Source organism: Croceivirga radicis (assembly GCF_002072105.2).
Lineage (GTDB): Bacteria > Bacteroidota > Bacteroidia > Flavobacteriales > Flavobacteriaceae > Croceivirga > Croceivirga radicis.
The window spans coordinates 315,875-331,416 of the sequence record NZ_MTBC01000002.1 but is presented as its reverse complement, the minus strand read 5'-3'; the positions used below and the strand labels follow the sequence as shown (position 1 = coordinate 331,416).

Annotated in this window: 10 protein-coding genes and 1 riboswitch; of the genes, 1 reads left to right on the top strand and 9 read right to left on the bottom strand. The window is 38.4% G+C overall.

Features of this window, described 5'->3' with window-relative positions:
- Positions 1 to 11: 11 nt before the first annotated feature.
- The 9 genes from BUL40_RS04335 to BUL40_RS04295 form a co-directional block, all read right to left on the bottom strand.
- The gene (locus BUL40_RS04335) at positions 12 to 1,175 is read right to left on the bottom strand and encodes a trans-sulfuration enzyme family protein (RefSeq protein ID WP_080318215.1); all 1,164 of its coding nucleotides are present in this window, start codon (positions 1,173 to 1,175) and stop codon (positions 12 to 14) included.
- A gap of 21 nt (positions 1,176 to 1,196) precedes the next feature.
- A complete protein-coding gene (gene thrA, locus BUL40_RS04330; RefSeq protein ID WP_080318214.1) occupies positions 1,197 to 4,583 on the bottom strand; it encodes a bifunctional aspartate kinase/homoserine dehydrogenase I in 3,387 nt (1,128 codons plus the stop codon).
- A gap of 42 nt (positions 4,584 to 4,625) precedes the next feature.
- Positions 4,626 to 5,903: an O-acetylhomoserine aminocarboxypropyltransferase/cysteine synthase family protein gene (locus BUL40_RS04325; RefSeq protein WP_080318213.1), complete on the bottom strand. Its 1,278-nt coding sequence runs from the start codon at positions 5,901 to 5,903 to the stop codon at positions 4,626 to 4,628.
- 107 nt (positions 5,904 to 6,010) lie between these two features.
- A riboswitch (SAM riboswitch) is annotated at positions 6,011 to 6,131 on the bottom strand.
- 149 nt (positions 6,132 to 6,280) lie between these two features.
- The gene (locus tag BUL40_RS04320; RefSeq protein ID WP_244901819.1) at positions 6,281 to 6,820 is read right to left on the bottom strand and encodes a DinB family protein; all 540 of its coding nucleotides are present in this window, start codon (positions 6,818 to 6,820) and stop codon (positions 6,281 to 6,283) included.
- Positions 6,821 to 6,901: 81 nt separating this feature from the next.
- Entirely contained in the window at positions 6,902 to 7,519 is a 618-nt protein-coding gene (locus tag BUL40_RS04315; RefSeq protein ID WP_244901818.1) for a class I SAM-dependent methyltransferase, read from the bottom strand.
- A gap of 56 nt (positions 7,520 to 7,575) precedes the next feature.
- On the bottom strand, positions 7,576 to 9,513 hold the full coding sequence (locus BUL40_RS04310; RefSeq protein WP_080318211.1) for a CocE/NonD family hydrolase: 1,938 nt from the start codon (positions 9,511 to 9,513) through the stop codon (positions 7,576 to 7,578).
- A 114-nt stretch (positions 9,514 to 9,627) separates the two neighbouring features.
- The gene (gene metK / locus BUL40_RS04305) at positions 9,628 to 10,881 is read right to left on the bottom strand and encodes a methionine adenosyltransferase (RefSeq protein ID WP_080318210.1); all 1,254 of its coding nucleotides are present in this window, start codon (positions 10,879 to 10,881) and stop codon (positions 9,628 to 9,630) included.
- Between the two features lie 179 nt (positions 10,882 to 11,060).
- Positions 11,061 to 13,751, bottom strand: coding sequence for a carboxypeptidase-like regulatory domain-containing protein (locus BUL40_RS04300; RefSeq protein WP_080318209.1), 2,691 nt, complete (start codon positions 13,749 to 13,751; stop codon positions 11,061 to 11,063).
- Entirely contained in the window at positions 13,751 to 14,656 is a 906-nt protein-coding gene (locus BUL40_RS04295; protein WP_080318208.1) for a GLPGLI family protein, read from the bottom strand. Before BUL40_RS04295 ends, BUL40_RS04300 begins: the two co-directional genes overlap by 1 nt.
- Positions 14,657 to 14,834: 178 nt before the next feature.
- Here BUL40_RS04295 and BUL40_RS04290 point away from each other — a divergent pair, with 178 nt between their 5' ends.
- Complete coding sequence (locus BUL40_RS04290; protein ID WP_010518501.1) at positions 14,835 to 15,452, top strand: deoxynucleoside kinase; 618 nt, start codon at positions 14,835 to 14,837, stop codon at positions 15,450 to 15,452.
- Positions 15,453 to 15,542: the final 90 nt, after the last annotated feature.

The window sequence follows — 15,542 nt, the reverse complement described above, 5'->3', positions numbered from 1 at the left end:
AGTGAAAATGCTTATCCCAATGCTTGGCTTATATCAGCAATAATATCATCTATATGTTCCAAACCTACAGACACCCTTACAGCACCTTCTGTTATACCTGCTTCTAACCGCTGCTCTGGCGTTAATTTACTATGCGTTGTAGAAGCCGGATGTGTAACAATACTACGGGCATCTCCTAAATTGGCAGATAACGATAATAATTTAATGGAATCAAAGAATTTTCTGCCTGCTTCCAATCCGCCCTTAACTTCAAAAGCTACTACACAACCACCAGCTTTCATTTGCTTAAGGGCTACTTCATACTTTGGGTGCGACTTTAAAAAAGGATATTTAACCCAATTAATCTTGGGGTGTGCTTCTAAATATTCTGCAAGCTTTAGGGCATTCTCACAATGCCTATCTACACGTACCGCCAAGGTTTCTAAACTTTTGGAAAGCACCCAAGCATTAAAGGGCGAAAGTGCCGGCCCCGTAATTCTAGAAAAACGATACACCTTATCCACTAAATCTGCCTTACCTACGGTAATTCCGCCCAAAACCCTTCCTTGACCATCTATTAATTTAGTAGCCGAATGAATGACCAAATCGGCCCCAAATTTCATGGGCTGCTGTAAATAGGGCGAAGCAAAACAGTTGTCTATAATCAATATTAGGTTGTGCTTTTTAGCTATTGTTCCAAGCACTTCCAAATCCACAATATCCACCCCAGGATTGGTAGGTGATTCGGCATATAATATTTTGGTTTTTTCTGTTATAAGGCTTTCAATTTGGTCTACCTCATGAACACCAAAATAACTGGTTTCTATGTTCCATTTAGGTAAGAAAGAATTGAATAAATTAAGTGTTGAACCAAAAATACTTTTGGAGGCAACAATGTGGTCTCCGCTTTCTAACAAAGCCGCAAACGTGGAAAAAACCGCAGCCATACCAGAGGCAAATGCAAAACCAGCCTCAGCACCTTCCATCTCACAAATCTTTGCCACAAATTCATTGTTATTGGGATTGCTGTAGCGCGAATAAATGTTTCTATCCTTTTCTTCGGCAAAAGAAGCACGCATATCTTCAGCATCATCAAAAACAAAACTAGAGGTAACATACATCGGTACGGAATGCTCTAGGTATTGCGACCGTTCCAGTTGATTTCTTATTGCATTGGTTTCAAACTTATTCTCCATTCTCCTTTTCTTTTAAAAAAACTAGCCTTTCTCTGCTATGCGCAAAATATCTCCAAATACGCCACGTGCGGTTACCGCAGCACCCGCGCCGGCACCTTGTATGGTAATTGGGTTCTCACCATATGATTCCGTATAAATTTCAATAATGGAATCCGAACCACTTATTTGTCCTAAAGCACTTGACTTTGGCACAGAAATTAATTTTACTTCTAACACTCCTTTATCTTGTTGCAAATCGCCATGCAAATCGCCCACATAACGTAAAACATGGTCCGCATCTTGATTTTCTTTTACCGCTTTAAATTCGGCATCCAGTTCAGAAACACGTTCCAAAAAGGTATCCTGGTCTACATTCCTCAATTGCTCTGGAATCAAATTCTTGATTTTTATATCAGAAAACTCATTCTCTAACTCTAGCTCACGAGCCAATATCAACAACTTTCTACCTACATCGTTCCCAGATAAATCTTCCCTAGGGTCTGGCTCCGTATATCCCTTCTCTTTTGCTTCTAATACTACTTTAGAAAAAGGCACATCGGCTACAGAAAAGGTATTAAATATGTAACTTAAAGAACCTGAGAACACCCCTTTTATGCGGGTAATATTCTCTCCTGATAAATGCAACAATTTAATGGTGTCTATCAAAGGTAAGCCTGCCCCCACGTTTGTCTCGTACAAATACTGTTTGCGGTTGGCATTCAACTCCTTTCTAACATCCTTATAAAACTGATAATCAAGCGTATTGGCTATTTTATTAGACGATACCAAGTCGAACCCGCTCTTAATAAGTTTAGTGTAGTGTTTCACAAATTCCGCATTCGCTGTGTTATCCACTGCGATTAAGTTTTCTAAGTGATTTTCTTGTGCAAACTTTATAAGCGTGTCTAAATTATAGCTTTCTCCTTGCCCTAAGAGGTTCTGCTTCCATTGGGCACCAACACCTTTTCTATTTAACAACACTTTTTTAGAATTAGCGATAGCGAAAATATTTACCTCTATCCCTTTTCTATCTACAATGCTTTCTTTAGAAGCCAAAATTTGGTCTATAAGTGTGCCACCTACCGTACCTACTCCAAAAATAGCAAGGTTAATTCGCTTTGCGATACCAAAAATTTGCCCATGCATAACGTTGGCGGCTTTGTGTAAATCTTGTTTATGGAACACCAAACTGATGTTTTTACCAGACACCGTATTGTTGAATAAAATAGGCACAACCTTATTCTTGATCAGCGCATTAAACGGTTCGTGAAAAGAGCTCAAATCTTGCCCCACCACAGAAATTACCACTACCTCTTTATTTACCGAAATACTGTTAACGTCTTTAGAACCAAAATCATTTGCAAATTCATCTTCAAGCGCTTTTTTGGCATCCAAAGCGCGCTTGGCATTTACCACCAAACCAATACCCCTTTCTGAGGAACCTTGAGATATGATACCTACACTTATATTTCTGCGGCCCAAGGCATTAAAAATACGCGCATCTACACCCGCTTTACCTAGCAAACCACGACCTTCTAGGTTAATCAACGCCATATTTTCCATTACACTCAAAGAGGTAATACCTTGTTTGCCACCATCGGCACTGATCAATGTACCGTTAGATTCTGGATTGAACGTATTTAAAATACGTAAGGGAATATTCTTTTCTAAAAGCGGGATTATAGTTTTTGCATGAAGAATATTAGCCCCAAAATTGGCTAGCTCATTTGCCTCTGCAAATGAAAGTGAATCTATGATTTTGGCATCTGTGACCACATCTGGGTTTGCGGTAAAAATTCCGTCTACATGTGTATAATTCAGTAATTCCTCTGCATCTAAAAAATTGGCAAATAGAGATGCGGTGTAGTTACTACCATTTCTACCTAAAGTAGTAGTTTCACCTTTTTCATTAGAGGCAATAAAGCCCGTAATAATTGGCACTGCATCTGGTGCTAATTGGGCAAATTTTTCAACCACCTTGATCTTGGACAAACCTTCGTCTACCTTTGCTTCGCCAAAAGCATTATCTGTTTTTATGAGCTGGCGCGAATCTATAAATACCGCGTTAATACCCTTTTCCTTTAACAATCGGCTCACCAATTGCCCTGAAATAAGCTCGCCAAAAGACAACACCTCATCTTTGGTTTTGGCACTATAATCGCCCAAAAGGGCAACACCATTTAATTTGCTTTCCAATACCGAAAGTTCTTGACTCATATCTACTTGGGCCAAACCTGCCAGTTGGTAAAGGGCAAAGCTTTGTAGATCTACGCTATAATCCCCTCCAGAAGCGGCTTTTTCTAACATACGCTCCAAGGTGTCCGTAGCTTTTTCTCTAGCAGAAAGTACAACCGCCAAACGTTCGCCAGCCGCAACCCTTTGGGTTAGTATGTCCAAAACCGCATTTAAACCTTTACCGTTGGCCAAAGAACGACCCCCAAATTTTAAAACCTTTAATCCAGATTGAACGCGTTGCTGCTCAAATACTGGGCGTATTAAATTTTCTAATTGTTTAAATTCTATTAAAAATGCATCATGCCCATGCAACGATTGTACCTCACCGTAGGTAACATTGCTACTACTTTGAGCCAATCTTTTGTACGTTTCCTTGTTTTCTTCTGCGGTAAAAAACAAATCAGAATTTACCCCAATGATGTGTATGCGTATGTTGCTTTCTTCAATCTTGGTAAAAATGGCTTCACCATTGCGAGTTATATCAATAGTCTTGAGTAGTTGGTTCATCAACTTATATGCTGATAGTTGAAAGCGTTCTTGCAACTTTTTACCGTGGTGCATTAACCAACTTTCTACATTGAACACATTGAGCTCCTCATTGGTACTTCTTTTAAAGCGTTCTTTAAAAGACTCTGGTGTACGGTAACACAGCATGGCATGCATACGAGCATCATGCACTGGATTCTTGGAATTGACCAAAAACTGTTCTTGAATTTGGCAGTTGGCAATTAACCAATCCGTAGATTTCCAATCGGATGCCACGGGTATTAAATTATCGGCAATATCAGGTTTTAACGCAATCATTTCCCAAGCAATGCCGCCACCCAAAGAACCACCTACCAAAGCATGTAAGTGGGTTACCTTAAGTAATTCTAATCCTTTTAGAAAAATACGTGCCATATCGCCAGCCACAAAATCTTTATAATTTTCTATGACAAAGCCATCAAACCCATTACCCGGAATGTTAAATGCCAGCACGGTATAAATTTGGGTATCTATACATTTTCCTTCTCCAATAATTTCTGACCACCAGCCCTCGTCTCCGGTAACATTTGAGTTACCCGTCAACGCATGATTCACCATCACAATTGGGGCCGTGTGCAATTCTTTACCAAAAAGCTGATAAGACAATTGAATGTCTTGCGTAGCACCACTCAGGGTATTGAAATTTTCTATCTTAAATTGATGTAACATGTATGGGATTAAATTACTTAGGGTAAACCCTCTTTAACTGTATTATTTTACGGCCGCGAATGCCTGTTGTAAATCGGACTTTAAATCCGCTATATCTTCTAAACCAACAGACAAGCGAATCAAATCTTGTGTAACCCCGGCACTTGCTTGCTGCTCCACACTCAATTGCTGGTGTGTGGTACTCGCTGGGTGTATAATTAAAGATTTGGTATCACCAATATTAGCCAATAAAGAGAAGACCTTGGTTGCGTCTGTTAATTGTTTTGCTGCTTCAAAACCACCTTTGACCCCAAAAGTAACAATACCACTTTGCCCTTTAGGCAAATATTCTTGTGCAAGGCTATTGTACTTACTACTCTTTAAACCTGGATAATTTACCCAAGCTACTTCTTCTCTACCTTCTAACCATTCTGCCAATGCCAAGGCGTTTTCACTATGTTGTTTTATACGTACCGGCAAGGTTTCTAATCCTTGGATAATCTGGAAGGCGTTAAAAGGACTCAATGCCCCACCAAAATCACGAAGTCCTTCTAAAATCAGTTTAAAAGTAAATGCTGCGGCGCCCAAGGCCTCATGGTATACCAAACCATGGTAACCTGCAGAAGGCTCTGTAAATTCTGGGAATTTACCATTGCTCCAATCAAACGTTCCTGCATCTATTATAGCACCACCTAGAGAATTACCTTGACCACCAATATATTTGGTCAACGAGTGTATTACCAAATTGGCACCATGTTCAATAGGATTTAGTAAGCCCGGTGTTGCTACCGTATTATCTACAATAAAAGGAACCTGCGCTGCTTTTGCCTGTTTAGAAATCCCTTTTAAATCCAACACATCCAATTTTGGATTTCCTAAGGATTCTACAAAAAACGCACGGGTATTTTCTTGTACTGCTTTGCCAAAATTCTCTGGGTCTGCGGCATCTACAAACGTAGTGGTAATACCTAATCTTGGTAAGGTTACATTTAGCAAATTATAGGTGCCTCCATATAGACTACTAGAAGCCACAATATGGTCTCCTGCTTTTAATAAAGTTAGCAAACCGGTAGAAATGGCAGCAGTACCCGATGCAAAAACTACAGCACCTACACCCCCTTCAATAGCAGCTAAACGCTCCTGTAAAATTTGATTGGTAGGGTTATTTAATCGGGTATAGATAAAACCAAGTTCTGCCAAAGAAAATAAATTGGCCGCGTGGTCCGTATTGTTAAATACATAAGAGGTAGATTGGTAAATGGGAACAGCTCTGGTACCGCCCGTTTGTGTGGTATCATGGCCTGCGTGTAAAACGTTGGTTGCAAATTGTGAATTACTCATGTTTCTGTTTTTATCGACTATTAAAAATTGAATACTAAAAGCCAACGACATGTTTGTCGTAAACAGGTATAAAAAAGTTATAAGAAGATAGATGAGAAATTCTCTGTGTGTTATCCTTCCCACAAGGGTAGAATGTAGCACCTTCTTGGAGTACCAACAGTCGTTGGTAACGCTCAAGGGTTGCTAAGGCTTCAAAGGGTCTATTCCCTCCACCTTTCTTGATAACTATTCAATACGTGTGTGAACTTTATAGGGCAAATATAAAGGCAGAAATATTAGAATTCCTAATGTTTTACCTTTTTTTAAAGGATTACTCCTTTTCTATTTAATTTGTAACAGTTGTTTTAATAAACGCTAACCACCCGTCTTTCTATGGATTATTGATACAGCACATACCGTGGCGGTGTAATTCCGTTTAATCTTAAATAGACTATCATTTGAGCTCGGTGATGCGTAATATGGTCTGCCAAAAGCAAACAGATTTGCCTTTTGGTCCTATCTAAACCAAAATAATCTAATAGATTTTCAAGTTCATTAGAATCTAATTGCTTTAACACTGAAATAGCTTCCTTAAACGTGGCATTCACAATTGCTATCATTTCTTTTTTTGACTTTCCCTTAGTTTTGTACACTGTATCTTCTTGCCAAGTTGGGGTTTTTATTTCACCAAGTAAGGTTTTAGAATGCCAGTTTAAAGCAAAGCCGATATGCATTAAATTTTGTGCAAAACTCAAGGATTCTTCTGAAGCCCTATACTGGTACTTTTCCGCTGGCATGAGCTCTGCCACTTGCTCCACGTATTTTTGTGAATTCTCTAACCGTTCTATAAAGTCAGATACAAACACAGATTCCTGTGCGTTAACTGGATTTAAAATTAATAACACAAAAAATACAAACACGTAGTACGGAGTTTTCATATCCTCATATTTCCCTTAAACATAAACAATTATAGCCCTAAACAGAATTCTTGGAAGCATGTAAATCTCAATTTGGTTATTTTAATTACATTGATATAAGGTAGTGATTATAACACCTCCATTTGTAGCATCTGGGATGGCCAGCAACTGCTTTTTTGCTATTGGCTTAAAGTTAAACGGTGCTGCTTCTAGAATTACACCGCTATTTTTTCTTAAGCGAATGTTTCTTCCCGAAATGATATCTAAATTAGGCTGAAATTTACCTTCTGGAAGGTGTTCTGTTAGTATTAGGTAGTTATACTGATACAACTTGGGTACTATACTTTCAATCTCTGTATTGGATAAATGTTGCAGCACCTGCCTAACAATAGCACAATCTGCCTTTGGCAGTTCCTCTTCTGCCAAATTTAAACACTTAAAATACACGTTATCCGTGCCATACTTTTCTTGATTGAATTGAATGAGTGCCGGTACAATATCTACCCCAATATATTCTGAAACAAAGGGAATCAGCTGCTTGCCTATATTGAAATCTCCACAGCCAAGATCGCATACCTTGATTGGGTTTGTAAAACTGCTTAAAAACTGAGATACAGCAGAAATATAGGGTGTTACATATTTTGGATGGTGAGAACCATGACCAGAATAATAAGGATTGCTTCCTGAGCCCCAAAAACCTAGTTCGTAGATTTGTTGCATGGCGTCCTTGGTGGGCCAAGGACGCTTTTTTGAACTATTTTTTATGGCGTTTGATTTCACTGTAGCACAGTAAATTCAATATTGGAATCTGTAAATACAGTATGAGTCTGTGTTTTAAAATCAGACGCTTTAGCCTTGAAAATATTATCTACATAAGTTTGCGGATTTAAATCTATAAGTGGAAACCAAGTACTTTGGACCTGCACTTGTAGTTTATGCCCTTTTTTAAAGGTGTGGAAAACATCTTGTAGTTTTATGGTAACGGCAGTCTTTTCATTAGGAGTAAAGGGTTCTGGCTGTAAAAAGCTATTTCTAAACCTACCCCTTAAAACCTCACTTCTTACCATTAAATGATAGTTGCTCATTTTAAGATGGTCCTGCATTTCTTCATTGGTTTCTACATCTTCTGGATGTACATCTATTACCTTAACTACCCAGTCTGCGGCAGTACCAGTAGTAGCCACCTGTAGGTTGGCCAAGATAGAACCTGCCAAGGTCAAATCTTCGTCCAACACCTCGGTTTCAAAAACCAATACGTCTGCCCTACGAGCTGCAAAGCGTTGATCATCTGTCATATACTTTCTAGGTGTAAAAACAGATTTAATATCTTCCGAGTACGGCACTGGCTTCTTTACATTACTAACAAATTGAATACCAGAAGTAGTTTGTTGATCTGTTGTTAACCTTTCATCCTCACTTAGATAAAAGGCTTTTTTAGAGGTGTTCTTTGGTGGCCACGCATCAAATTGAGACCAATCTTTTTTACCAGAATCAAATACATAGGCTTCTGGTAGTCCAGAATTCTGGTCACCATCCCCTTTTAAAAAGTGATGAAAAAATTTGGTTTCTATCTGATCTTGATAAAAAACAGAGATAGAATCACCAAAATAATAATTGCCTACTAAATTTCTTTCGCTTCTACGTGCCCATCTACCATGATCCCAAGGCCCAAATACCATTGTATTATATGCCCCTTTGTTGTGCTTTTCTATATTCTTATAGGTCTCTAAAGGACCATATAAATCTTCTGCATCAAACCAACCACCTACTACCATTGTTGCAACATGGCTCTTGGTTTTATCTAAATGTTGAATTAAACCACGGCTCTGCCACAACTCATCATAATTTGGATGTTCTTTTAACTCGTTCCAGAAATAATCGTCTGTTTTACCTTCTGGTCGCATTTTTGGGGTATCCGCTGTCTCATACTCAAAAAATCGGTCTAAATTCTCTAACGGTCCTTGGTCCAAGAAAAACTGATATTGGTCTTCTGTTCCTATGTTTGGCAAGGTGTACCATGCCGTATCTATTGGGCTGTCTCCATTTGGCCTAGGTGTACCAAAAAGAGAGGTGGCCCTAAAATAACTTAACATATAAGCACCATTGTGGTGAAAATCGTCGAAGAAAAAATCTCCAATACATGCCTGTGGCGAAGCGGCTTTTAATGCAGGATGCGCATCTATGGTAGCGTAGGTAGCATACATTCCAGGATATGAAATTCCCCATACCCCAACTCTGCCGTTGTTGTTTTTTACATTTTTCACCAACCAATCAATGGTATCATACGTATCCGTACTTTCATCTACTTGTTCATTACTTGTTTTGTTTGGGATGTAAGCGCGCATATTCTCATAATGTCCCTCACTCATCCATCTTCCCCTTACATCTTGGTAAACTACAATGTAGCCTTCCTTCATCATATTAACGTTAGGCGCTATTTTACTTTTATACTTACCATCTCCATAGGGCGCGGAACTATAGGGTGTTCGCTGCATAATTATTGGATATTCTTGCGATGTATCTTTTGGAGTATATATGGTGGTATGCAAATTTACCCCGTCTCGCATGGGTATATCTACTTCTTGTTTGGTGTAATTATCGGCAACGTAATTATCTGATAATTCTGCATTTGTATCTGCTTTGCCGGTCTTTTTACATGCTTGGGCAGCAATTAGGAATACAACTAATACGGTGTACTTAAAGATAAACTTCATAGATGGTCTGTTTGTTAGCATTTAAAACTACGAAGTTTTTAATTTTAATTAAACTAAAAAACCGCTAATTGCTTAGCGGTTTTTTCTATTCTAAAGGGATATAGAATTATTCTTTTAGATGCCAAAAGCAGCTTTTACCGCATCTATTTGATCTAATTTTTCCCAAGTAAACAACTCTACCTCTTTTTCTATTCTACCGTTATAAGGAGATTCATAAACCTTGGTTACGGTTTGCGGGGTTTTACCCATATGCCCGTAAGCGGCGGTCTCTAAATAGATAGGGTTACGTAGTTTAAGGCGTTCTTCAATAGCAAACGGACGCATATCAAACAATTCTGCCACTTTTTTAGCTATTGCACCATCAGATAAATCAACTTTTGCGGTACCATAAGTATCTACAAAAATAGAGGTAGGCTCTACTACACCAATAGCGTAACTCACCTGCACCAAAATCTCATCTGCAACCCCTGCGGCCACTAAATTTTTGGCAGCATGTCTTGCCGCGTATGCGGCACTACGGTCTACCTTACTCGGGTCTTTACCACTAAAGGCACCACCACCATGCGCTCCTTTGCCACCATAGGTATCTACTATAATTTTACGACCTGTAAGACCAGCATCTCCGTGCGGACCTCCTATTACAAACTTGCCAGTAGGGTTTATATGATACGTTATACTATCATTAAACAATGCTTGCACATAGGCTGGCAATTGTTCCTTTACACGCGGAATCAAGATTTCAATAATGTCCTTTTTGATTTTAGCCAACATAGCATCGTCCTCGTCAAAAGCATCGTGCTGGGTAGAAACCACAATTGTATCTATACGCTGCGGTACGTTTTCATCAGAATACTCTATGGTAACCTGTGCCTTTGCATCTGGACGTAGATAGGATATTTCTTTGCCTTCTCTCCTTAAATCTGCCAATACCTGCAAAATTTTATGAGAAATATCCAAAGCCAAAGGCATGTAATTTTCGGTCTCCTTAGTAGCGTAACCAAACATCATCCCTTGGTCTCCTGCACCCTGTTCTTCTTTAGTAGCACGGTCTACACCTTGGTTAATATCTTGGCTTTGCTCATGTATTAAAGAAATTACGCCACAAGAATCGCCACTAAACTGGTATTCTCCTTTGGTGTAACCTATTTTGTTAATTACCTCTCTAGCTATGGTTTGCACATCTAAGTAGGTATCGCTCTTTACTTCACCGGCCAATACCACTTGGCCCGTAGTTACCAAGGTCTCACATGCAACCTTACTTTCTGGGTCAAACGCCAAAAAGTTGTCTAACAAGGCATCGCTAATCTGGTCTGCTATTTTATCTGGATGTCCTTCGCTAACGGACTCCGAAGTAAATAAATAGGGCATTCATTTCAATTTTATGGATAGATTTGACGAAACACCCCAAAGAAGTTAACACCACTTTTTAGCATTTTTTTATTTCCGCCGAAAACCAGTTTCAACTTCTGAGGTTGCAATCAGTCAAATCCTTCCTCATTAATGGAGGACAAAAGTAGGAAGCCAAATGCTTTTGACAAAATTGAAAATTATAAATCGTACTTAATTTTAAATATCAGATACCTTGGCTGCACAAAATAGGCAGAAGTACTTATAAAATTGTCGTTATACGTATCCCTATTCAGCACCTCATTATTAGTCAAATTGGTAGCCTCAATACTATATTCCCACTTACTTTTAGGTTTTTGATAGGATAAACTGGCATTTAAGAAACCATATTTATTTTCTACCGTTTCTGCCTTATCCCTATAAAAGTAGTAATCATAATCTGCCAAGAACACAAAGCCGTTTAAGAAAGCGGCATCAAACTTAGCAAATGGCCTTTCTGTATAAAACGTAGCGTTGGTGGCACCAGTATTGTAATCGTTTACCGTGTAGCGGTAACCCAGCTCTAAATTAGGAGCCTTTACAAAACTACTACCCACAGAAGCCGTATAATTTTGGGTGAACGATTGCGAATTTTGAGCTTCACCGTTAACAATGTTATTGGTATTACCATAAGAAAGTCCGGTTTGGGCACTAACTTTTAACTTTCCAAAAGTTCTTTGGTAATTGCCATTGGCAGACAGGGTCTCATCTTCCAAATTGGAATTTATAGGTGAGTTTACCTGATTTATACCCGTAATACTGGTATTGGTCTTAAATGCGTCTATGCGTTTGCTGTAAGAGGCATTTGCAAAAATATTTTGCTGATTAAACATTTTAAAACTGAAAAAGTTTAAGCTAACATTATGATACAATGCACTTTCTAAATCCCGATTACCCTGATAGAGCGAGTTGTAATTGTTAAAGATGTAACCCGAAGCAAAGCTGTTAATATCTGAAAAACTCCGCGTAATGTTATAATTAAAGCGTAAGCTCTCCGAATCTTTAAATTGATATTGAATAAACATATCTGGCACTATGTTCACTAAATCATCACTTACAGAAGTTCCTAATTGAGTGTTCGTGGCTTTATACGCATGCACATGAAAACCAGGATTTAACGTAAACTTACCCGCAACTAGTTTGTAGTGCATACCCAAGAAAGCATCAGAAAAAGAAAAGTCAACATCATTGTTTAACACACTCTCATTAAAATCTTCCGATGTGCCGTTATCTAAAATTTGAAATATTTTAGAATTAAAACGTTGCTCACTTACCGTAGTGCCCAGGGTAAAGTTTACATGACTTTTGGGGGAGGTTACCCAAAAATAATCCAGTTTAGCATCTAACCGGTGGGTTTGTGTGTATTGATCCTGATTTACATTATATACAGATTGCTCTTCATTAAAAGGAATAGTGCCTAAAAACGGTTGCTGCTCCCTAATAGCATTGTAAAATGGGTTTTCATCTGCATACTCATAACTTGCTTCCAAAGCAAAAATGTTACTTTCATTAGCCGTATAATACACATTACTATTTTGGGTAATAGTTGTCGGCCTTTGGCTATTTTGCTCGTTAATGGTATCTGCGGTTGTTGTTAAGGACAAGGTATTTGTTACTTCTTCCTCGTCTGATAGCCTTACCAAAACATCATAATTCCATTGAAAAGTATCGTTAGGCTTGTAGTTAGACCCCAACTTTATAAGCCCCAGTTTAGAAACTTGGTCTGTACTAGCCGTGGTTTGTTCCGTTTGGTTACTTGCAATAAAAACCCTGCTTGCTTCTGTTTCCATAAGCGTATTGGTATAGGAATAAATGCCAAAACCATTTAACGTCCATACATCCGTTGGTTTTAAGGTAAAGTTTAAAGCACCAAATTTGGTATCTATTTCTTTAGCCCTATCGTTTTGTGCCGTACTAATTCCTAAACCGCTAGAACCGGTAGTAAAGCTTGTACCAACATTGCTACGGGTAGCGCCTTGAAAGCCTCCTGTAAAATTCCAATAATCTCTTCTAGAAAAAGCTACTTCGCCCACATTGTTAAGGTTGGTTAGTAGGTTTAAGCTAAAATCCGGGCTATAGTAAAACAACTTGGGGTTGGCGGTATACCTACCGTCTGGACCTGCACCACCGGTAATCTCTCCAAACCAAAACTTCTTTTTACCTGCTTTTAGTTTTAAATTAATAGCAACATTATCTTGGTTATTTGTAACCCCTTTTAATTGTGAAACTTCACTATAATTACGTAGCACTTCTATCTTATCTAAAGCATTTGCAGGAATATTTTTAGCGGCAAGCTTAGAATCGCCATCAAAAAAATCTTCACCCTCTACCATTACCTTGGTCACTGTTTTACCCTCTACTTCTATCTCGCCGTCATCATTTACTTCTACCCCAGGTAAGCGGCTTAAAACATCTTCTAATTTTTTTTCCGTACCCGTTACAAAAGAATCCGTATTGTAAATAATGGTGTCACCTTTTATAGAAACTGGAATCTCATAGACTACCTCTACCTCATCTAAACTTTCTGCCGATTCATATAGAACTACATCTAGATCAACATCTTGCGTTGTTGTGGTCAAGGGAATTTCTTTGGTGGTAAATCCTAAAAAACTAACCCTAATTACGTATGTAGCGTTTGCCTTTACATTAAATTGAAATTTACCTTCAGGGCTAGTAATGCCAAAACCATCTAAGGCCTGCCCATCTTGGTTTACAGCCATAACATTAGCCATATCTAAAGGGTTTTGCAGACTATCTTTAACCATACCTTTTAGGGTAATATTTTGAGCTAGCGCTCCTACGGTAAAAAGCAAACTCCCTACCCATACCGCAATTTTATATGTACCCTTCATTACCCTCTTGGTCTAAATCCGCCTTGCCTACCTCTGTTACCCCCTCTAAATCGTTCAGACATTTCTTTCATCTTATCCGCAACAATTTCATCATATTCAGCCTGGGTAATTTCCTTGCCTTTTTTAGGTGCCTCAATTTTAGATTTCTCCGTTGGGTTTAGCACTAATTTAGAACAAAGGATTACGGTTTTATCGTCATGTACTTCTAGGATTAGCCCCGGTAAACCCCAATAGTTTCCTGGTCCTGTACTTACAGGAATTTCTGGAGTATACCACGCTACAATTTCTTTTTCCGTAGGTTGTTCCATTCGGTTAAAAAGAGTGTTTTCCGTTTTTGCACCAGTACTATCCTTTTCTTGCGCCTTTTTCTCCTCATCTCTCGGTGGAGGTGGCGGTCCAAATCGTCTAAACTGATTTGTACTACTCGTATCTATTTTTTTAATAGCCGTTGCTTTGTAGGCCGTGTAGTTTCCAATTTTCTTGGTTTCAGAACCCAATTTCCATTGCCATGGCTCCAAACTATCTACTACTAAGAAAACCTTTCCAAAAAGTTCTTGTTGATTTTTAAATGTTTTGGTTTGTATGTCTTTGTAATAAATACCGGTAGAGCCACCCATCATCATTCTAAAACGGCCACCCCTACTATCCGTATTTGGTGTTTCCAAAGCTTGCTGTTCTGTGTATAAACTTGCCGTTCTATCAAAATTTAAGTCATACGTACGCTCCATGCCCTTTTTCATACGCTCCATTATCTGGGCCTTTCTGTCTTCCGGTATGCGCCTACCTTCTAAATTAATATCCAAAGTAGTCTTGCTTTGATACGTTGCTATGCCTTGAAAATCTTGAGCGCAGGCAAACCTTAAACATAGTAAGGTGCAAACAATTAAAATGTGGTTCAATTTCATGTATATGGTCGTTTTATGAACTTTAGACCTTTGGATGAAAAAAAGGTTTAACCAACAGTAAAAAAATTTGAATTTTATTTTTCTTATTTACCTACCTAAAAAGATTTTTTAGGACCTAGGATTACTTGTATATTGCAGCCCCCTATTCATTTAAGAACACTGTTTAAAATAAACAAACATGCACGTTGCCATTGCAGGAAATATTGGAGCTGGTAAAACCACTTTAACTACTTTGTTAGCCAAACATTACAATTGGGAAGCACATTTTGAAGATGTTGTGGACAATCCTTATTTGGACGATTTTTATACGCAAATGGAACGCTGGAGTTTTAACCTACAAATCTATTTCTTGAATAGTAGGTATAGGCAAATTTTAAATATTAGAGAAGCCGGTAAAAAGGTAATACAGGACCGTACCATTTATGAGGATGCACACATATTTGCACCAAACCTGCATGCCATGGGTTTGATGACCAATAGGGATTTTGACAACTATAAGAGTTTGTTTGAGTTAATGGAAAGCTTGGTGCAACCGCCAGACTTATTAATTTACCTAAGAAGCTCTATCCCAAACTTGGTAAAACAAATACACAAAAGGGGCAGAGACTACGAAAGCAGTATTAGCATAGATTACCTAAGCCGATTAAACGAACGGTACGAGGCATGGGCCAATACCTACGAGAAAGGAAAATTATTGATTATTGATGTAGATGATGTTGATTTTGTGTCCAACCCAGAGGACCTTGGAAATATAATTAACAGGATAGATGCGGAAATTCACGGACTATTCGAGTAACGGCAACAATTTTCAGTTGTTTTTAAATTGTTTGTCTTCGATGTTTTGCTCTTTTTATCGTCAAAAGATTTTTTTAGTTTAATCAACTAA